Source organism: Geobacillus sp. WSUCF1, from assembly GCF_000422025.1.
GTDB classification, from domain to species: Bacteria; Bacillota; Bacilli; order Bacillales; family Anoxybacillaceae; genus Geobacillus; species Geobacillus zalihae.
Genome location: NZ_ATCO01000054.1, coordinates 1 through 19,965 on the forward strand (window position 1 = coordinate 1; position 19,965 = coordinate 19,965).

Below are 19,965 nucleotides of genomic sequence, written 5' to 3' on the forward strand. Positions count from 1 at the left end.
CAAGCCCCCACTTCAAGCGTGAGCGAAGTGGGGGTAGTTGACTTCGAACAAAATGGGAAGGCGAAGGTTCCTGTAAACATCCGGTGCATTCACCGGTTTGTTGCGGGCGCTGTCCGTCGTTCCAGCGGTGAAAACGTGTCCCGATACTTTGTTGGGGCACCTTCTTTTTTTATGAATGGGCGAGCGATTCGTTCGATCCGTTCGCCTCGGCGGCAAACAGCTCGGCAAGAGAGAAGCGGTCGCCTTCTTCGGAAGCGAGCTGGCGGGCGCGAGCCATGATTTTCACGAGCGCCTCATAATCTTCTTGCACGGTGGTCTGCCTCGTTTCAAGGCGTTCGAGTTTTTGAGCAAGCTGTTCGTTCCGCGCCTGCCATTCCGCCCGCTCGCGTTTCAGGCGCTCGTTGTCTTGGCGGATCGCTTCCATCTCCTCGATGCCGCGCCGCAATGTTTGCAAAAATGAAATGCACTGCTCCAGTGTCAATGGGGCTGCCGGGAGAAAAGGCGATGACCCTTCGGCGCCGTCCCGTTCTCCAGAAGGACTCCAAGCAGCAACCGTATTGTCTTTTTGCCACTTTTTCATCATTTCGAGCGCCCGTTTCCGTTCTTTCCGCTGCTTTTTTGCCTGTTCGATCGCCTCAACGTACCGTTTGCGCACCTCGGCGTTCCAACGGAATCCGCATGCTGCCGCTGTGCGGTGCAGTTGTCTCCCAACGACTTCAAAAGCGGCAAGTTGCGTTTTTCCTTCGCGTATATATTGCAGCACCGTTTCAGCCAACAGTACATCTTCTTCATGTGACCAAGCATCCTGTCTTGTTTTCATGTTGTCCACCCCATCAAATGGTAATGTTGATATGGTCATAGTTTTTCCGTTTGATTTCCACTTTAAACTTCGCCCTTTTCATTTTTCCCATTTTCATGTATCATAGAAATAGTTTTGTATGACCGGTCAGTTCAAAATAATTAGACTGATTGGTCAAAATCGTGGGATGAGAGGTGGCATGATGACGTTTTTGACTAGGTTCAGTTTGAAAAATGCGGCAGCTGTGTTTGTATGTTCGTTTTTGCTCATGTTTCTAGGACTGTATTCCTTCTCCTCCTTGAAGGTCGATTTGCTGCCGAACATTGAATTTCCCCAGTTGTCGATTGAAGCGGTCTATCCTGGGGCTTCTCCGCAAGACGTGAATGAGGAGGTCACGGCCAAGCTCGAGGAAAAACTGAAGTCCCTTGACGGGCTTAAGCAAATGCAGAGTTCTTCCTATGAAGGAATGGCTGTTATCAATCTTGAATTCCCGTTTCGGACAGATATGGAGAAAATGGAGCGGCAGGTCGAATCGCTCATTGATAAGGCAGGATTGCCCGATCATGTCCAAACGGAAGTCAATCGGTTTTCATTCGGTTCCATCCCGGTTTTCAACATTTCCTTGTTTGCCAAAAACGAAACCGATCTGCAAACGTTGCTGGAAACCGAAGTGATTCCAGAATTGAATAAAATCGACGGGGTGAATTCCGTTTCGATCGGTGGAGACAGCGAGCGCCTCATCCGGATCACAGTCGATCGGAAAAAGGCCGCTCAGGCGGGATTGACCTTGTCAGAGATTAAAAACCAAATCAATGAAAAGGTGTTGGCGTTCCCGGCTGGAACGTTGCAAACCGATACATGGCAAATTCCGGTTCGCGTCGAGGAAAAATTGAACACCATCCATGAGTTGAAAAATCTGAAACTCGTGCCGACAGCTGTTCCTATGGCGGCGAATGGATTGCAGCGCGTCTCTCCCGTGAAGCTTGGGGATATTGCGACGATTGAGGAAGTCAACGAGCAAAGCGAATTCACCCGCTATAATTTGAAGCCATCGCTGTCGATGGCGGTGACGAAAAAACAAGATGCCAATACGATTGAAGTGGCAGACCAAGTGATCAACGTGCTGAATTCCTACAAACATCAGTTTGATTATTCCATCGGGTTTGATTCGTCAGCTGGCATCAAACAATCCGTTGAATCGCTTGTCCGTGAAGGGCTGCTCGGGGCGCTGTTCGCTTCGCTGGCCGTCTTGCTCTTTTTGCGCAACGTTCGGGCGACTGTGATTGCCATCGTCTCGATTCCGCTCTCGCTGCTTGTATCGGCCATTTTTCTCAATCGCATGGATATTACCCTCAATGTCATGACGCTTGGCGGCATGGCCGTCGCCGTCGGCCGAGTCGTGGATGACAGCATTGTCGTGATCGAAAATATTTTCCGCCGCGTCCGCCGGGAGAAAACAGGCATGAGCGATGATTTAGTCGAGCAATCAACGAAAGAAATTGTCAAAGCGATTGTGTCCTCGACCATCACAACGGTTGTCGTCTTTTTGCCTCTCGGGCTTGTTGGGGGCATTACAGGGGAATTTTTCCTGCCTTTTGCCTTGACGATTACGTTTGCCCTGTTGGCCTCTTTGTTGGTGGCCGTGACGGTTGTGCCGATTTTAGCGAAATTTTCGTTCCGCCGTGTGCCGCCAGAGGAAAAAGAAGGAGCGCTTCAGCGTCTGTATGGCCGAATCATTGAATGGGCGCTCAACCATAAAGCGATTGTCTTTGTGTTGTCGGTTGTGCTATTGGTTGGTTCATTGGCGCTCGTGCCGAAACTTGGATTTACGTTTTTGCCGAACGAAGAGCAGAAAACGCTGGTGGCGAGCATTGAACTGCCGGCTTCCACATCGGTGGTCAAAACGAATGATGTGTCGTTGGAGATGGAAAAGATGTTTTTAAAACGAAGCGATGTCGAGAGCGTCACCGCCGCAGTGGGAAGCCGCGATTTCCGCACAGGATTGAAACGGCCCAATCAAGCCAGCTATTATATTCGATTAAAGGACAGCGCTGACACCGCGAAAACCGTGGCCGTTCTCGAAAAAGAAATGCGCCGCATCGCCAATCAGCTCGCGCCCGGGGCCAAAGTGGGCGTGCAAGAGATGTCGAGCGGAGGGCCGCCAACGAATAATAACGTGAATATTGACTTATACTCCAATGACTTGGAGGCGCTCCAAACAGCAGCCAAACAGGTCGAGACGTATTTAAAACAACGCGATGATGTCAAAGATGTGACGAATAACTTGACGGAAAAGCAAAAACAAGTGATTGTCGCCATTGATCCGGAAAAGGTGGCCGCTTATGGCGTTTCGGGCATGCAATTGCTCGGGGCGGTGGCCGATGCAACCAAACCGGTCGATGTAGGGACGCTGAAACTCGGCGGCAAGGATGAGCAAGTCGAACTTTCGTATGATGAAACGTTGGGATCGATCGATGAGTTGAAAGAGCTTCCGATCGTGACGAGAAACGGAGTGATTCCACTTTCAGCTGTCGCCGAAGTGAAAGAGGCGGACGTGTATACGTCCATTCAAAAGCTGGACGGAAAAGTGTTTGCCCGCGTATCCGCCCAGATTGTCGGCGACAACATTCAGAAAGTCACGAATGATATTTCGAAACATGTAAATGATTTGAAGATCCCATCCGATGTCACAGTGAAAACGGGCGGCGGAAGCGATGAGACGGTGCAGACGTTCCGCGAGCTCGGTGTGGCCATGGCGGCGGCCATCGGGCTTGTGTATTTGACGATGCTGATTACATTTGGCAAAGTGCGGGTGCCGCTGATCATTTTATCTTCCCTTTTGTTTGTTCCCATCGGTTCGCTGTTTGCTTTGTATGTGGCCGATGAGCCGCTTTCCATCAGCGTCATGATCGGCTTGTTGATGCTCATTGGCATCGTGACGACCAATGCGATCGTGCTGGTGGATCGAATCGGGCAAAACCGCGAACAAAAACGGATGACGGTGCGAAGCGCCATCATTGAAGCCGGCAAAACACGGCTGCGGCCGATTTTAATGACAGCCTTTGCGACTGTGACAGCGCTCATTCCGCTTGCGCTGACGAATGAGGCCGGCACGTTGATTTCGAAAGGGCTGGCCATCACGGTCATCGGCGGCCTGACGTCGTCGACGTTATTGACGCTTGTGTTCATTCCTGCGATGTATGAGGCGTTTTTCTTCCGGACGGCAAAACGCGAACCGATGGCAAAATGACAGGGCTGGATGGCCGGATAACGGGCCGTCCGGCATTTTTTTTCATGGCAAGATCGACTATAATGGACATGAAGAAGGAGTAAGGAAGGAGAAAACATTGGGACGGAAAGAGGACATCATTGAAACGGCGATGAAATTATTCGCCGAAAAAGGCTATCACGCTACCTCCATGCAGGAAATCGCCGAACGGAGCGGAGTAGCCAAAGGTTCGATTTACAATTATTTCAAATCAAAAGAAGAGTTGGCTGTATCGATTTTCCGCTACCATTATGAAGTCTTGTTTCACCAGCTTAAACAAATCGAGGCTGATCCCTCCTTAACCGCGCGCGAGCGGTTTTGCCGTCAGTTGACTGTACAAATCCAGCTGTTTGACGAACATAAAGAGCTGGTGCAAATGCAGTTGGGCGAACAAGCCGTGAAGGTGAGCCATGAGGTGCAGCATCTGGTGTTTCGCATCCGCGCCCATACGCTCCACTGGTATCGCCGGGCGATTGAAGACATATACGGCGAACAAGTGCGTCCAGTTTCGTTTGATTGCGCGACGATGCTCAACGGAATGCTGAAAGAATATCTGATTTACTTGGCGGTAGACCGAAAGCCGCTGCTTCCTGAGAAGCTTGCCCCCTTCTTGCTCGATCGGCTTGATGCCATCGTTGCCAGCCTGCTTGACGGCAAGACGGGGTTGCTCGATGAAACGATGATGGCGGATTACATGGCTGCGGCGACCCAAGAGCGGAGTCAATGGAAAGAACGGGCCATCAGCTGTTTAGAGCGCATGGCGGCGCTGCGTCCGGTTGAAGACGATATTCTTCGCTCGCTGCGCTTATTGAAGGAAGAACTCGAGAAAGGGGAGACAGCTAGGCGGTTTATGGTGGAGGCGCTTTTGCTCTATTTGGCGAAATACTCGCTTCCGCTGTACAATGAGTTGAAGGAGGCCATTGAACGCTATTTTGATTAAAACCACCGCTCTTCCCACGGGGAGACGCCCCATTCGCCGAAAATGAATAGGCGGCATCGGAGGATGTCTGTGAACATAGCGTCATCAATCTCAAGGAGGGGGTCGGCATGCCCAAAACGACGGAGCCGCTTGCTTGGCGGATGCGGCCGCGGACGATCGATGAGATCGTTGGGCAACAGCACATCATTGGCCCTAGTACGCCGCTTTATAAAATGGTCAAAAAAGGTCATGTTCCCTCGCTTTTGCTTTACGGAGAGCCGGGGACAGGGAAGACGTCACTCGCTTACGCCATTGCCCGCACCGCCGGGCGCGAATGGGTCGCCATCAATGCGACGACCGCCGGCAAAAAGGAAATCGAAGAGGCAGTCGAAGCGGCGCGCTGGTCAGGGAACGTCGTGTTGTTTATCGACGAAATCCATCGGCTGAATAAAGCGCAGCAAGACGTTTTGTTGCCGCATCTCGAATCCGGGCTCGTGACCTTGATTGGCGCCACAACGGAAAACCCGTTTCACGAGGTCAATCCCGCCATTCGCAGCCGCTGCGGGCAAATCCAACAACTGAAACCGCTCACGCCGGATGACCTCTTGATCATTCTGAAACGGGCGCTCGCTGATCCGGAACGAGGGGTCGGCGAGCCGCCGGTTGTCATTGACGAGTCGTTGTTATGGCGCATCGCCGAGGCAGCCGGTGGGGATGCGCGCGTCGCGCTTTCGCTTCTGGAGGCGGCGGTTGCGGCTGCCGATGAGCGCCACGGCCGCTTGTATATTGATGAGGATATCGTGGCTTCATGCACCGCAAACCGCGGTTTTACCCATGACAAATATGGCGATCATTATTATTCGTTGTTGTCCGCGTTTCAAAAAAGCGTGCGCGGCAGCGATGCCGATGCCGCGCTTCATTATTTGGCCCGTCTGCTTGAAGGCGGAGACTTGGCGGCCGTTTGCCGGAGATTGCTTGTGATGGCTTATGAGGATATCGGACTTGCCAATCCGATGATGGGAGTGAAAGTACAGGCAGCGGTCGAAGCGGCGGAACGCCTCGGGCTGCCGGAAGCGCGCATTCCGCTCGCGGTTGTGACGATTGAACTCTGTTTAAGCCCGAAATCCAACAGTGCTTACAAGGCGCTGGACGCTGCCATTGCCGATGTCCGTTCCGGCAAGCTTGGCGATATTCCGGATCATTTAAAAGACGCTCATTACAAAGGGGCGGCTGCACTCGGGCGTGGACAAGGCTACTTGTATCCGCACGATTATCCGAACAGCTGGGTGGCGCAAACGTATTTGCCCTCCGCTCTGGAAGGCGTCCGCTATTATGAACCGAAAGAGCATGGCGAGGAAAAACATTACGCCAAAGTGTACCGGCGGCTTGAGCAGTTGAAACAAGAGGTCAAGGTTCAGCCGTGAAGGGAAAGGGATTTTTATGATATAATAACACAGGCGTTTCATGCTCGCTTTGACCGAGCTGACCGGATGGAACGTGGCGTACATTCGCATCGGGATCGAAGCGTTCGTGCTGTTGGCCGGCTGGTTGCTCGGCGGCCCGGTGTCGTTTGGCACGTTCCTTTTTTGTGTGACGATCGGTTCGATTGCCGGCTTGGCGCTGCCGCAATGCCAAAAGGTCGCAAGCCGCCTGCTTGGACCGGCCGCCGGCACTCGGACGCAAGGGTTAAGCCGTTAGGAGGGATATGAATGAAGATTTCGACGAAAGGCCGATATGGCTTGACGATTATGATTGAATTGGCCAAAAAATATGGCGATCGTCCGATCTCGCTTCGTTCGATCGCCAAGGCGAACAATTTATCCGAACATTATTTAGAGCAGCTCGTCACGCCGCTGCGCAACGCCGGGCTCGTCAAAAGCATTCGCGGAGCGTATGGCGGCTATGTGCTTGCTGAACATCCGGCGAAAATCACCGCCGGCGACATTTTGCGCGTGTTGGAGGGGCCGCTGGCCCCGGTCGAGGAGCTCGAGGAGGAAGAGCCGGCGAAGCGCGAGCTATGGATTCGCATCCGCGATGCGGTCGAGGAAGTGCTCGACAGCACAACGCTCGAAGATTTGGCGAAGTATAGCGACGGGGATGAAGGGGCATATATGTTTTATATTTAAGCATACAGAAAGGAAAGGAGAATGGCCGTTGGAACGGATTTATTTGGACCATGCGGCAACTTCCCCGGTCCATCCAGACGTGGCTGCCGGTATGGTCCAGTGGATGACGGAACAGTTCGGCAACCCGTCAAGCATCCATCATTTTGGACGGCAGAGCCGCCGCGCGGTCGATGAAGCGAGGGCTGTCATCGCCCGCTCGATTGGGGCGAAAGAGACGGAGATTGTGTTTACAAGCGGCGGCACGGAAGCAGATAACTTTGCGGTCATCGGAACGGCCATAGCGAACCGCGGCCGCGGCAATCATATCATTACAACCGCCATCGAGCATCATGCGGTGCTGCGCGCTTGTGAATATTTAGAGACGCAAGGGTTTGAGGTCACGTATTTGCCCGTTGACGAACAAGGGACGGTATCGGTCGAGGATGTCAAGGCCGCGCTGCGCGATGAGACCGTTTTGGTGTCGGTCATGTTTGCCAACAACGAAGTCGGCACGATCCAGCCGATTCGCGAAATCGGGGCGCTGCTTCGCGATCATCCGGCTTATTTCCATACGGACGCCGTCCAGGCGTACGGGCTTCTTCCGATCGATGTGAATGAATACGGGATCGATTTGCTGTCGATTTCCGCTCATAAAATCAACGGCCCGAAAGGAAGCGGCGCGCTTTATGTCCGGGAAACGGTCCGCATCACTCCGCTCCTTTTCGGCGGCGAACAGGAGCGGAAGCGGCGCGCCGGCACGGAAAACGTCCCCGGCATCATCGGCTTGGCGCAGGCGGCGGAAATCGCTGAGCGAACAAGGGAAGAGAAACGTCGGCAATATGCGGCGTGGCGCGAGGCGATGCTTGCGATTTTCCGCTCCTCAGGGATCGACTATGCGGTCAACGGCCGCCCGGATGGCCTGCCGCATATTTTGAATGTCGCCTTCCCGGGAACGAATGTCGAATCGCTGCTCGTGAACTTGGATTTAGCCGGCATTGCCGCCTCGAGCGGGTCAGCATGCACCGCCGGGTCAATCGACCCGTCGCACGTGCTTGTCGCGATGTGCGGAAAAGAGTCGGAGCGCATCCGTTCGTCTGTGCGCTTCAGCTTCGGGCTCGGCAATACGATGGAACAAATCGAGCGGGCGGCCGAGGAAACCGTGAAGATCATAAAGCGGCTCACAAACCGCTAAAGGGGGGAAACAGCATGAACAAAGCGCCGCACGAAACGCGCGTCGTCGTCGGCATGTCCGGCGGGGTCGACTCGTCGGTCGCTGCGCTGCTATTGAAAGAACAAGGATATGATGTGATCGGCATTTTTATGAAAAACTGGGATGACACCGATGAAAACGGCGTTTGCACGGCGACTGAGGACTACGAAGATGTCGTGCGCGTCTGCAACCAAATCGGCATCCCGTATTATGCGGTCAATTTTGAAAAACAGTATTGGGACAAAGTGTTTACGTACTTTTTGAATGAATACAAAGCCGGGCGCACGCCGAACCCGGACGTGATGTGCAATAAGGAAATTAAGTTCAAGGCGTTTTTAGAGCACGCCATGTCGATCGGCGCCGATTACATCGCAACCGGCCATTACGCCCGCGTCGAGTTTCGCGATGGCGAATATAAAATGCTGCGCGGAGCCGACCCGAACAAAGATCAAACGTACTTTTTAAACCAGCTCGGCCAAGCTCAGCTGTCGAAAGTGATGTTTCCGATCGGCCATTTGCAGAAAGCGGACGTGCGCCGGATTGCGAAAGAGGCTGGGCTCGCCACCGCTGGAAAAAAAGACAGCACGGGCATTTGTTTTATCGGTGAACGCGATTTCAAAGAATTTTTGAGCCATTATTTGCCGGCCCAGCCGGGAGTGATGAAAACGCTCGATGGCGAAGTGAAAGGGCGGCATGACGGCGTCATGTATTACACGATCGGCCAGCGCCACGGCCTTGGCATCGGCGGCAGCGGCGAACCGTGGTTTGTCGTCGGCAAAGATGTGCGCGAAAATGTGCTGTATGTCGCCCAAGGGTTTGAAAACGAATATTTGTATTCCACCTCGCTAAAGGCGGTCGATGTCAACTGGGTGTCTGACCGCAAGCCGGAAGCGCCGTTCCGTTGCACGGCGAAATTTCGCTATCGTCAGCCTGATGTCGGCGTGACGGTCCACCCGCTTGCGGACGGCGGGGCGGAAGTCGTGTTTGATGCGCCGGCGCGGGCGGTGACGCCGGGGCAGGCGGTTGTTTTTTACAACGGCGAGGAATGCCTCGGCGGCGGCACGATCGATGAAGTGTTCCGCAACGGCGAAAAGCTTTGGTATGTTGGTTGACGGATGTGCCGGTGCGCACGATCTTCAATCAGGCTATTAGGCTGGGGGCCGTTGCTTGAAAATCACGTTGAATCAGGGGGGATGGGCGGTGGCCAATTTCAACGAACAAGGCTTGGCGTATATGCGCGAGGGGAAGTATGAGGAAGCCATCCGCTGTTTTTCCGCTGCGGTCGAACAGCATCCGGACGATCCGGCCGGGTACATTAACATCGGCACGGTTCTCGTTGCTGCCGGTGAAGAAGAGAAGGCGCTTGACTGTTTCCGACAGGCGCTGAAAATTGACAAGAAGGCGGCGGCCGCGTATTACGGCATGGGTACAGTGCATTATAAGCGTGAGCAGTTCGCGAAAGCGAAAGATATGTTTGAGCGCGCGCTTGGGCTTGGTCTTGACGATGCCGATACGCATTTTATGCTCGGCATGTCCTTATGGCGGCTCGAGATGCCGCGGCTGGCGCTGCCGTATTTGCAGCGCGCGGCTGAGCTGAACGAGACGGATGCCGAAGCGCTGTTTCAGCTTGGCCTTTGCCTCGCCACGCTCGATTATGTCGATGAGGCGAAGCGTTATTTCGAAAAAACGTTGGAACTCGATCCGCGCCACGCTGATGCGTACTACAATTTAGGCGTCATTTATGCGTACAAAGATGAGCTCGATGCCGCCCGCCATATGTTTGCCGCTGCCTTGGAAGCCAAGCCCGATCACGTGCTTGCCGGATACGGAAAGAAACTGATGGAAAAGCGGCTTGCGCCGTAAAAAGGCAGGGGGATGGCTGTTGCAAGAGCAACAAATCCTCGCCCTTGACGGACGCACGTTCATTAAAGGAGTGTGCTTGGCGGTCATTTTTCATAATGAGGAAACATTGTACACGGTCGTCCGCGTGCGCGTTGAGGAAACGAATGAAGCGCCCGTTGAGGAGGAAGTCGTCGTCACCGGCTATTTTCCGCGTTTAAACGAAGGGGACGTCTACATCTTTTACGGACAATTCCGCCAACATCCGCGTTTTGGCCGCCAATATGCGGCTAGTCAGTTCCGCAAACAGCTTCCGAACACGAAAGAAGGAGTCATTCATTATTTATCGAGCGGTTTGTTTAAAGGAATCGGCAAAAAAACGGCTGCGGCGATTGTCGAGACGCTCGGCGAAAACGCGATCGCCGCGATTTTGCGCGACCCCAAGGCGCTAGAGCGTGTGCCGAAGCTGACGAAAAAAAAAGGCGAAGCAGCTGTACGATGCGCTTCGCGCCCACGAAGGGCTTGAGCAAACGATGATCGCCCTCGCCCAGCTCGGTTTTGGCCCGCAGCTGGCCATGAAAATTTACCAAGCGTATGGCGAAGAAGCGATTGACATCATCCACGAGAACCCGTACCAGCTCGTTGAGGATATCGAAGGGATCGGCTTTGGCCGCGCTGATGAAATCGGGCGCCAGCTCGGCATTTCCGGCAGCCATCCGGCCCGGCTGCGCGCCGCCTCGTTGTTTGTTCTTGAACAGGCGTGCTTGCAGGAAGGGCACGTTTATTTGCGCGAGGAAGAGCTGATGGAGCGCATCGGGGAGCTGCTTGACGGAAGGCTGAGCGGTGCGGTGGATGGACGAGCGATCAGCCAAACGCTTCTGATGTTAAGCGAGGAAGGGAAGCTGATCGCCGAGCAAGGGCGTTATTATCTCCCTTCCCTTTACTTCGCCGAGAAAGGGATCGTCTCCAACATTAAGCGGCTGCTCGGGCAGACGCCGCCGTCGGCGTTTGCCGAGTCGGAGTTTTTGCTGGCGCTTGGGGCGCTTGAGGAACGGCTTGGCATGCAATATGCCCCCCAGCAAAGGGAAGCGATCCAACAAGCGCTTTCTTCGCCGCTGTTTATTTTGACCGGCGGTCCGGGAACGGGGAAAACGACGGTCATCAAAGGCATCGTCGAGCTGTTTGCCGCCCTAAACGGCCTGTCTCTTGACCCGGCTGACTACAAACAAGGCGAGCCGTTTCCGGTGCTGCTGGCCGCACCGACCGGCCGAGCGGCGAAGCGGATGAGCGAGGCGACCGGGCTGCCGGCGGCGACGATCCACCGCTTGCTCGGCTGGAATGGGGCGGAAGGGTTCAGCCGCGACGAGAACGAACCGATTTCCGGCAAGCTGCTTGTCATCGATGAGATGTCGATGGTCGACACGTGGCTCGCCAACCAGCTGTTAAAAGCCGTGCCAAACGGCATGCAAGTCATTTTCGTCGGCGATGAGGATCAATTGCCATCCGTCGGGCCAGGGCAAGTGCTGAAAGACTTGCTCTCTTCAGGCGTCATTCCGTTCGCTCGGTTGACCGAGGTGTATCGCCAGGCGGAAGGATCATCGATCATCGAGCTTGCCCATAAGATGAAGCGCGGCGTCGTGCCGGACGATTTGACCGCTCCGAAGGCAGACCGTTCCTTCATCCGCTGCCGTGCGGGCCAGGTCGTCGATGTCGTGCGGCAAATCGCGGACAACGCGCGCAAAAAAGGGTTTTCCGTCAAAGATATTCAAGTGCTCGCCCCGATGTACCGTGGTCCAGCGGGCATTGACCAATTGAACAAAGCGCTTCAAGAGCTGTTCAACCCGCCGGCTGAGGGGAAGCGGGAGCTGTCGGTCGGTGAGGTCGTCTACCGCGTCGGCGATAAGGTGCTGCAGCTCGTCAATCAACCGGAAGACAATGTGTTTAACGGCGACATCGGCGAAATCGTTGCCATTTTTTACGCCAAAGAAAATATCGAAAAGCAAGACTTGCTCGTCGTCTCGTTTGATGGCATTGAAGTGACGTACACACGGCAAGATTTAGGACAAATCACCCATGCGTACTGCTGTTCGGTTCATAAGGCGCAAGGAAGCGAGTTTCCAATCGTCATTTTGCCCGTCGTCAAAAGCTATTACCGGATGTTGAAACGGAATTTGTTGTATACTGCGGTGACAAGAAGCAAGCAGTTTCTCGTTTTATGCGGGGAAGAGGAAGCGTTTCGATTCGGCGTCGCAAAACAAAGCGACGGAGCGCGCCAGACGGCGCTCGCTGAGAAGCTGGCGGGGGCGGCGGCGCCGTTTGTCGAGGTCGAACTGCCGTTTGAAGAGGCGAACATGGGGATGGAAAACGTTACGCCGTATGACTTTATGGGCGATGAGCCAAGCTAAAGGTGGCTGGAAAGGTGGGAGAACGATGCGGACGTTTTCCGACATCAAGGGCCTTCCCATTTATGAACAAACGACGGGAAAAATGGTCGGAACGATCGCTGACATTTGGTTTACCAGCCACGGCGCGGTCAAAGGGCTTGTCGCGGAACAGGGCGGTTTGTTCGGCCGCCGCCGCTATTTGCCGCTTTCAGCCGTGCAGTCGTTCGAAAACGACCGAGTCATCATCTGTGATGCCGATAGCTTCCAGCCGTTTCCTTCTTCTGACAGCGGCCACTCTCTTTACGGCGAACGCGGCCTCGCCGGCAGCATGGTTGTCGCCGCGGACGGAACAACGATCGGACTGTTGGATGACGTATATTTTGACGGGCAATTGGGCAAAATTGACGGATACGAGATCAGCGAGGGATTTTTTTCCGATTTGACCGAAGGAAAGAAACGAATGGAGCTCGCTCCGTTCACCGCCAGAGAAGGCGTGGTCACCGTGGAAACAACGATGTAAGGAGAGTGGCTGTCCATGCTCATTTGCCCGAATTGCAAACGAAAAAATTTAGGGAAAATCGGCGTCAACCAGTACTACTGCTGGGATTGCTTTATTGAGCTGTCCGTCTCGAAAGGGATGATCCACGCCCATCAAGTGGAAGAAGACGGAACGTTGAGTTCTCTTGACGACTTGTTTGACGACCACGAACGCACGATCCAATTTTAGGGGGGACACGCATGAACCGGATGATGACGTCGCTGTTAGCAGTCGGATTAGGCGTCGCCGCTTATCAGCTCGCCCAACGAAACGATTGGATGAACGGTCGCACGATGCGGAGGATGCGCCGCCGCTTGATGCAAGCGATCCGCTGACGGCGCTCGCCCTCGCCTTTGCGCGGGGGCGTCGCCTTGTGGCTGTCAAATAGTGCTAAAAGCGGTGAAGGCATATTTCCCGCCGCATCTCCTACACTAAACGGTAGGAGGTGTGGCGATGGGCGAGCAACAATGGCTGTCGTTCTTTCGCATCGGAAAATGGCTGCTGATTACGGCAATCATCTATTTGATCGTTCGGATGAAAGACGTTTGGCGGCCGGTCATTGATTTTATCGCAACGGTGTTGACGCCGTTTTTGCTGGCGTCGTTTATTACGTATTTGCTCTACCCGCTTGTGGAATCCATCCATCGCAAAGGAATGCCGCGCGCCCTTGCCATTTTGTTGATTTATTTGTTGTTTTTCGGTTTGGTCGGCTACGGCTTGTACCGCGGCGTGCCGCTATTCATCGCCCAGTTGCGTGAACTGGATGAACAGCTGCCGTCTTTGATGAATACATACCGCCAATGGGTGCGCCACATCCACGACGAGACGTCGAATTGGCCGCTTGAGGTGCACACACGCATCGAGCGATGTTTGCCGAGATCGAGCAGGCAGCGGCGGCCGCCGTCGCGATGGCGATCAACGCCGCCAAATCGTTCATCGGTTCGGCGGCGACGCTGTTGATCATTCCGTTTATCGTCTTCTATATGTTAAAAGACATCGATGTGTTGAAAAAAGCGATTTGGTACATGACACCGAAGCGGTGGCGTGGGCCGGGGATGACGTTTTTGAAGGATGTCGATGAATCGCTCGGCGGCTACATTCGCGGCCAGCTGTTCGTCTGTGCGGCGATCGGTCTGGCAGCGGCGCTCGGCTTGTGGCTTGCGGGCATGGATTATCCGCTGTTGCTCGGCTTTGTCATTGGCGTGACGAACATCATCCCGTATTTTGGCCCGCTGATCGGCGCCGTTCCAGCGGTCATTTTGGCTGCCACCGTCTCGCTGAAAATGGTCGTGATCGTGCTTGTCATCATTTTTACCTTGCAGTTTTTAGAAGGGAACGTTTTGTCGCCGCTGATCGTCGGCAAAAGCGTGCATATGCATCCGCTTGTCATTATGCTCGCCCTCTTTGCCGGCGGCGAGCTCGCCGGCGTGCTCGGCCTCATTCTCGCCGTTCCGACGGCGGCGGTGCTGAAAGTGGCCATCGCCCATTGGAAAGAGCATTATGCTTCGCATTGACAAATGCTCTCTGCTTGTCTATAATCTTTCAATGAAAAAAGCGAATACATAACGCGATGACGGATCGAGTATGTTGCAGTCCATCTTAACGCGCGAGCTCGCGCACAGAGAGGAATTTCCGCGGCTGAAAGAAATTCCAGATGAAGGGCAACAGAAGGCTAATCCGGAGCGCAGGCAAAACCTGACGCAAGGCTGCGTTACGGCCAAAGAGGTGATGGGCGTTTTTTGCCCATAAACAGGGTGGTACCGCGAGCATAACTCTCGTCCCTGCAGGGGATGGGAGTTTTTTTATATAAAAGGCGAAAGGGGAGGATCATCATGAAAAAGCTGACATCCGCCCAAGTGCGGCGCATGTTTTTAGAGTTTTTCCAAGAAAAAGGCCATGCGGTTGAGCCGAGCGCATCGCTCATTCCGGTCGACGACCCGTCGCTGTTGTGGATCAACAGCGGCGTCGCGACGTTGAAAAAATACTTTGACGGGCGCATCGTTCCGGAAAACCCGCGCATTTGCAACGCGCAAAAATCGATCCGCACCAACGACATCGAAAACGTCGGGAAAACGGCGCGCCACCATACGTTTTTTGAAATGCTCGGCAACTTTTCGATCGGCGATTACTTCAAGCGCGAAGCGATCCATTGGGCATGGGAGTTTTTGACGAGCGACAAATGGATCGGTTTTGATCCGGAACGGTTGTCCGTTACTGTCCATCCGGAAGACGAGGAAGCGTACAACATTTGGCGCAACGAAATCGGCTTGCCAAAAGAGCGAATCATTCGCCTTGAAGGAAACTTCTGGGACATCGGCGAAGGCCCGAGCGGTCCGAACACGGAAATCTTTTACGACCGCGGCGAAGCGTTCGGCAACGACCCGAACGATCCGGAGCTGTACCCAGGCGGGGAAAATGACCGCTATTTAGAAGTATGGAACCTTGTCTTTTCGCAGTTTAACCATAACCCGGACGGCACGTACACGCCGCTGCCGAAGAAAAACATCGACACCGGCATGGGCTTGGAGCGGATGTGCTCGATTTTGCAAGACGTGCCGACGAACTTTGAAACCGACTTGTTCCTGCCGATCATCCGCGCGACCGAGCAGATCGCCGGCGAGCGGTATGGCGAAGATCCGGACAAAGACGTCGCCTTTAAGGTGATCGCCGACCATATTCGCGCCGTGACGTTCGCGATCGGCGACGGGGCGCTGCCGTCAAATGAGGGCCGCGGTTATGTGCTGCGCCGCCTGCTCCGCCGCGCGGTGCGCTATGCGAAACATATCGGCATTGAACGTCCGTTTATGTACGAACTCGTCCCGGTCGTCGGCGAGATTATGCACGACTACTATCCGGAGGTGAAAGAAAAAGCCGATTTCATCGCCCGCGTCATCCGGACGGAAGAAGAACGGTTCCATGAAACGCTCCATGAAGGGCTCGCCATATTGGCGGAGGTGACCGAAAAGGCGAAAGAGCAAGGAAGCCGTGTCATTCCGGGCGAGGAAGCGTTCCGCCTGTATGATACGTACGGCTTTCCGATCGAGCTGACGGAAGAGTACGCCGCTGAAGCGGGCATGACGGTCGACCATGCCGGATTTGAGCGCGAGATGGAGCGGCAACGCGAACGGGCGCGCGCGGCCCGGCAAGATGTCGATTCGATGCAAGTCCAAGGCGGAGTGCTCGGTGACATTAAAGATGAAAGCCGGTTTGTCGGCTACGATGAGCTTGTTGCCGCATCGACGGTCATCGCCATCGTCAAAGACGGGCGGCTTGTCGAGGAAGTGAAAGCCGGCGAAGAGGCGCAAATCATCGTCGATGTGACGCCATTTTACGCCGAAAGCGGCGGACAAATCGCTGACCAAGGCGTGTTTGAAAGCGAAACAGGAACAGCAGTCGTCAAAGATGTGCAAAAAGCGCCGAACGGCCAACATCTTCATGCGATCATCGTCGAACGCGGAACGGTGAAAAAAGGATCCCGCTATACGGCGCGCGTCGATGAAGCAAAGCGGATGCGCATCGTAAAAAACCATACGGCGACCCATTTGCTCCATCAAGCGCTAAAAGACGTGCTCGGCCGCCATGTCAACCAAGCGGGGTCGCTTGTCGCCCCGGACCGGCTTCGTTTTGACTTCACCCATTTTGGGCAAGTGAAGCCAGAGGAGCTCGAGCGCATCGAAGCCATCGTCAACGAACAAATTTGGAAAAGCCTCCCGGTTGACATTTTTTATAAACCGCTCGAGGAAGCGAAAGCGATGGGCGCGATGGCGCTGTTTGGCGAAAAATACGGCGACATCGTCCGCGTCGTCAAAGTCGGCGACTACAGCCTCGAGCTGTGCGGCGGCTGCCATGTGCCCAACACATCAGCCATCGGGTTGTTTAAAATCGTCTCCGAGTCCGGCATCGGCGCGGCACGCGCCGGATTGAAGCGGTGACCGGGGAAGCGGCATACCGCTTTATGAGCGAACAGCTTGCTATTTTGCAAGAGGCGGCGCAAAAACTGAAAACAAGCCCGAAAGAATTGAATGCGCGTCTTGACGGACTGTTTGCCGAGCTGAAAGAGCTCGAGCGCGAAAATGAATCGCTTGCTGCCCGCCTCGCCCATATGGAAGCTGAGCACCTCACCCGTCAAGTGAAAGATGTAAACGGCGTGCCGGTGTTGGCGGCAAAAGTGCAGGCCAATGACATGAACCAACTGCGGGCCATGGCTGATGATTTGAAACAAAAGCTCGGCACGGCGGTCATCGTGTTGGCGTCCGCCCAGGGCGGAAAAGTGCAACTGATTGCCGCAGTAACGGACGATTTGGTGAAAAAAGGATTCCATGCCGGCAAGCTGGTGAAAGAAGTAGCGTCGCGTTGCGGTGGGGGCGGCGGCGGGCGCCCGGATTTGGCGCAAGCTGGCGGCAAGGACCCAAGCAAGGTCGGCGAAGCGCTCGGTTATGTCGAAACATGGGTGAAATCCGTTTCCTAATTGGCGCGGATCGTGTACAATGGATGTAAAAGGACGGGGTGCCTGAATAAGGAGCGAGGTGGAAACGGTGAGCTCGTTTGACCAAACGATGCAGTTTCATTTTTCCGAGGAGCCGGCCGAGACGAACGTTCGCGAAGTGTTGTTGACGGTGTATGGCGCCTTGCAGGAAAAAGGCTACAATCCGATCAACCAAATTGTCGGCTACTTGTTGTCCGGCGACCCAGCTTACATTCCGCGCCATAAAGATGCGCGTGCGCTCATCCGCAAAATCGAACGCGACGAATTAATCGAGGAATTGGTGAAATTCTATTTACAGGGGCAACGAAAGGATTAACCTGATGCGGACGCTAGGATTAGATTTGGGAACGAAAACGCTCGGCGTTGCCGTTAGCGACGAACTCGGCCTTACAGCGCAAGGATTGGAAACGATCGCCATTGATACGGAGCGCGGCGACTACGGCTTAAAGCGGCTGCGCGCCATCATCGATGAGTACGGCGTCGATACGATTGTCGTCGGGTGGCCGAAAAACATGAACGGCACGCTCGGGCCGCGCGCTGAGGCAAGCGAGCGGTTCGCCGCCAAATTGCGCGAGGAGTTTTCTTTGCCCGTTGTGCTTTGGGATGAACGGCTGTCGACGATGGCCGCCGAACGGATGTTGATCGCTGCCGACGTCAGCCGGAAAAAGCGGCGGAAAGTGATCGACAAAATGGCGGCGGCCGTCATTTTGCAGTCATATTTGGACAGTAAACGATAAATTGGAGGAGAAAACATGGAACACGGAGACCGTCATATTACGGTTGTCGACGAACATGGCAACGAGCAGCTGTGCGAAATTTTGTTTACGTTTGAATCAGATGATTTCGGCAAATCGTATGTGTTTTACTATCCGGTCGGCGCCGAAGCCGAAGACGAGGACGGCGAGACGGAAGTGCACGTTTCCGCCTTCATCCCTGGGGATGAGAACAAAGAAGGCGAACTGCTCCCAATCGAGACGGAAGAAGAGTGGGACATGATCGAAGAAGTATGGAATACGTTTTGCGCTGAACAGGAAGAGGAAGACGACGAATAACGGACAGCAGAGGGGGGCCAAAAGGATCGGGGCCCCTTTTCTTATTGTCGTATTATGCGCTGAGAAACGATAAGTTGTGTTCCATGCAATGGTTCAGACATCTTCTTGTTTGTCCGACAAATGTTGCGAAGGGCTTCGATTGACCGGCGCGTTTCCTCCCCTGGCTTTGCATTTTTTGACCGTCAAGGGCGAAAAATGCGGAACTTTGTAGTATAATATGGCCGGGTGAAAGGAGGACAAAGATGAAACAGAACGATTTTAGGGCGCCAGAGGCGCGGCTTGTGCGGAAAATCGTCTTGATTGTCTGTGCTGTTCTGCTGGCGGCGTTTGTCATTGCCGGCGCCAGCAGTTTCTTATACATCCGTTCAGCGCTTAAGCCCGTCGACCCGAATGACCGCACCCCGGTCCATGTCTCGATTCCGATCGGTTCATCGGCGGCGGCGATTGCCGAGCAGCTCGAACAAAAGCGGCTCATTAAAAGCGCGGCCGTGTTTCGCTTATATGTCCGCTGGAAAAATGAATCCGGCTTCCAGGCTGGGGAGTATGAGTTGACGCGGGCGATGCCAATGGCGCGCATCATCGAGCTGTTAAAAACGGGGAAATCGCTAAAAATCGGATTGAAGCTGACCGTTCCGGAAGGGTCGCAATTGGTGCAAATCGCTGACCTCATTGCCGCGAAAACAGGGTACAAACAAGAACAAATTATGAAATTGCTTAACGATCGCGCGTATATCGAACGGCTGATGAAAATGCACCCGGATTTGTTGACTGATGATATTTTTCACAAAGGCATCCGCTATCCGCTGGAAGGCTACTTGTTCCCGGCGACGTATGTGTTTGCTGACGAAAAGCCGCCGCTCTCAGAGATCATTGAGGCGATGGTGGCGAAAACGGCAGCTGTGCTTGACACATATAAGGCAGCGATGAAAGAAAAGAACATGTCGCCGCATCAGCTGTTGACGATGTCGTCGCTCATTGAGGAAGAGGCGACGGAAAAAGCTGACCGCGAAAAAATCGCCAGCGTGTTTTACAATCGGCTGCACCGCGGCATGCCGCTTCAAACCGACCCGACCGTTTTGTACGCCCTTGGCGAACATAAAGAGCGTGTGTTGTATAAAGATTTGCAGGTCAATTCGCCGTACAACACGTACATGCATAAAGGGCTGCCGCCGGGGCCGATCGCCAACGCCGGCGTAATGTCGATCGAAGCGGCGCTTGAACCGGCGGCGACCGACTATTTATACTTTTTGGCGACACCGGGCGGCGAGGTCATTTTTACGAAAACGTTGGCCGAGCATAACCGGGAAAAGGCGAAGCATATTGGAAAACAATAGGTCAAAACGGAAGGTAATGGCCGGTGGGGTG

The 19,965-nt window shown here is 54.3% G+C and carries 16 protein-coding genes, 3 pseudogenes and 1 other annotated feature; of the genes and pseudogenes, 18 read left to right on the forward strand and 1 reads right to left on the reverse strand.

All coding sequences use genetic code 11. The features are described from left to right. Nucleotides 1-169: 169 nt before the first annotated feature. Nucleotides 170-820, reverse strand: coding sequence for an RsfA family transcriptional regulator (locus tag I656_RS10210; RefSeq protein ID WP_033005212.1), 651 nt, complete (start codon nt 818-820; stop codon nt 170-172). Nucleotides 821-1,001: 181 nt separating this feature from the next. Between I656_RS10210 and I656_RS10205 the strand changes: the two genes are divergently transcribed. From I656_RS10205 to mltG, 18 genes and pseudogenes are all read left to right on the forward strand, one after another. Beyond that, a complete protein-coding gene (locus tag I656_RS10205; RefSeq protein ID WP_033005214.1) occupies nt 1,002-4,049 on the forward strand; it encodes an efflux RND transporter permease subunit in 3,048 nt (1,015 codons plus the stop codon). A gap of 97 nt (nt 4,050-4,146) precedes the next feature. Then, on the forward strand, nt 4,147-5,007 hold the full coding sequence (locus I656_RS10200) for a TetR/AcrR family transcriptional regulator (protein WP_033005217.1): 861 nt from the start codon (nt 4,147-4,149) through the stop codon (nt 5,005-5,007). Between the two features lie 107 nt (nt 5,008-5,114). Next, on the forward strand, nt 5,115-6,410 hold the full coding sequence (locus I656_RS10195) for a replication-associated recombination protein A (RefSeq protein WP_020754560.1): 1,296 nt from the start codon (nt 5,115-5,117) through the stop codon (nt 6,408-6,410). Nucleotides 6,411-6,450: 40 nt separating this feature from the next. Beyond that, nucleotides 6,451-6,684 carry a hypothetical protein gene (locus I656_RS10190; protein ID WP_015375473.1) on the forward strand — a complete coding sequence of 78 codons (234 nt, stop codon included), beginning with the start codon at nt 6,451-6,453 and terminating at the stop codon, nt 6,682-6,684. Nucleotides 6,685-6,695: 11 nt separating this feature from the next. Next, entirely contained in the window at nt 6,696-7,112 is a 417-nt protein-coding gene (cymR, locus tag I656_RS0115190; RefSeq protein WP_015375472.1) for a cysteine metabolism transcriptional regulator CymR, read from the forward strand. A gap of 28 nt (nt 7,113-7,140) precedes the next feature. Further along, nucleotides 7,141-8,283 carry a cysteine desulfurase family protein gene (locus I656_RS10185; RefSeq protein ID WP_013524205.1) on the forward strand — a complete coding sequence of 381 codons (1,143 nt, stop codon included), beginning with the start codon at nt 7,141-7,143 and terminating at the stop codon, nt 8,281-8,283. A gap of 14 nt (nt 8,284-8,297) precedes the next feature. Then, nucleotides 8,298-9,413 carry a tRNA 2-thiouridine(34) synthase MnmA gene (gene mnmA / locus I656_RS10180; RefSeq protein ID WP_011232040.1) on the forward strand — a complete coding sequence of 372 codons (1,116 nt, stop codon included), beginning with the start codon at nt 8,298-8,300 and terminating at the stop codon, nt 9,411-9,413. Nucleotides 9,414-9,501: 88 nt separating this feature from the next. Then, complete coding sequence (locus I656_RS10175) at nt 9,502-10,164, forward strand: tetratricopeptide repeat protein (protein ID WP_033005219.1); 663 nt, start codon at nt 9,502-9,504, stop codon at nt 10,162-10,164. Between the two features lie 19 nt (nt 10,165-10,183). Continuing rightward, nucleotides 10,184-12,545 (forward strand): annotated as a pseudogene (locus I656_RS0115195) (ATP-dependent RecD-like DNA helicase). A gap of 25 nt (nt 12,546-12,570) precedes the next feature. Further along, a complete protein-coding gene (locus I656_RS10170; protein WP_014196401.1) occupies nt 12,571-13,044 on the forward strand; it encodes a PRC-barrel domain-containing protein in 474 nt (157 codons plus the stop codon). Between the two features lie 15 nt (nt 13,045-13,059). Further along, nucleotides 13,060-13,251 (forward strand): hypothetical protein, encoded by a 192-nt coding sequence (locus tag I656_RS10165; RefSeq protein WP_008881018.1) that lies wholly within the window; start codon nt 13,060-13,062, stop codon nt 13,249-13,251. 11 nt (nt 13,252-13,262) lie between these two features. Beyond that, nucleotides 13,263-13,397, forward strand: coding sequence for a YrzQ family protein (locus tag I656_RS17800; protein WP_013144658.1), 135 nt, complete (start codon nt 13,263-13,265; stop codon nt 13,395-13,397). Nucleotides 13,398-13,515: 118 nt separating this feature from the next. Next, a pseudogene (locus I656_RS0115200) lies at nt 13,516-14,576 on the forward strand (AI-2E family transporter). 47 nt (nt 14,577-14,623) lie between these two features. Next, nucleotides 14,624-14,848 (forward strand) — a binding site (T-box leader). 46 nt (nt 14,849-14,894) lie between these two features. Then, nucleotides 14,895-17,530: pseudogene (gene alaS / locus I656_RS0115205) on the forward strand (alanine--tRNA ligase). A gap of 67 nt (nt 17,531-17,597) precedes the next feature. Next, on the forward strand, nt 17,598-17,864 hold the full coding sequence (locus tag I656_RS10160) for an IreB family regulatory phosphoprotein (RefSeq protein ID WP_011232033.1): 267 nt from the start codon (nt 17,598-17,600) through the stop codon (nt 17,862-17,864). 4 nt (nt 17,865-17,868) lie between these two features. After that, nucleotides 17,869-18,285: a Holliday junction resolvase RuvX gene (gene ruvX / locus I656_RS10155; protein ID WP_011232032.1), complete on the forward strand. Its 417-nt coding sequence runs from the start codon at nt 17,869-17,871 to the stop codon at nt 18,283-18,285. A 15-nt stretch (nt 18,286-18,300) separates the two neighbouring features. After that, on the forward strand, nt 18,301-18,600 hold the full coding sequence (locus tag I656_RS10150) for a DUF1292 domain-containing protein (RefSeq protein ID WP_020754570.1): 300 nt from the start codon (nt 18,301-18,303) through the stop codon (nt 18,598-18,600). Between the two features lie 242 nt (nt 18,601-18,842). Then, nucleotides 18,843-19,934 (forward strand): endolytic transglycosylase MltG, encoded by a 1,092-nt coding sequence (gene mltG / locus I656_RS10145; protein ID WP_020754572.1) that lies wholly within the window; start codon nt 18,843-18,845, stop codon nt 19,932-19,934. Nucleotides 19,935-19,965: the final 31 nt, after the last annotated feature.

Coding starts and splice junctions, on each gene's coding strand:
- I656_RS17800 (WP_013144658.1), top strand. CDS start 13,263: ATGAACCGGATGATGACGTCGCTGTTAGCAGTCGGATTAGGCGTCGCC.
- mnmA (WP_011232040.1), top strand. CDS start 8,298: ATGAACAAAGCGCCGCACGAAACGCGCGTCGTCGTCGGCATGTCCGGC.
- I656_RS10210 (WP_033005212.1), bottom strand. CDS start 820: ATGAAAACAAGACAGGATGCTTGGTCACATGAAGAAGATGTACTGTTG.
- cymR (WP_015375472.1), top strand. CDS start 6,696: ATGAAGATTTCGACGAAAGGCCGATATGGCTTGACGATTATGATTGAA.
- I656_RS10190 (WP_015375473.1), top strand. CDS start 6,451: ATGCTCGCTTTGACCGAGCTGACCGGATGGAACGTGGCGTACATTCGC.
- I656_RS10205 (WP_033005214.1), top strand. CDS start 1,002: ATGACGTTTTTGACTAGGTTCAGTTTGAAAAATGCGGCAGCTGTGTTT.
- I656_RS10170 (WP_014196401.1), top strand. CDS start 12,571: ATGCGGACGTTTTCCGACATCAAGGGCCTTCCCATTTATGAACAAACG.
- ruvX (WP_011232032.1), top strand. CDS start 17,869: ATGCGGACGCTAGGATTAGATTTGGGAACGAAAACGCTCGGCGTTGCC.
- mltG (WP_020754572.1), top strand. CDS start 18,843: ATGAAACAGAACGATTTTAGGGCGCCAGAGGCGCGGCTTGTGCGGAAA.
- I656_RS10150 (WP_020754570.1), top strand. CDS start 18,301: ATGGAACACGGAGACCGTCATATTACGGTTGTCGACGAACATGGCAAC.
- I656_RS10165 (WP_008881018.1), top strand. CDS start 13,060: ATGCTCATTTGCCCGAATTGCAAACGAAAAAATTTAGGGAAAATCGGC.
- I656_RS10195 (WP_020754560.1), top strand. CDS start 5,115: ATGCCCAAAACGACGGAGCCGCTTGCTTGGCGGATGCGGCCGCGGACG.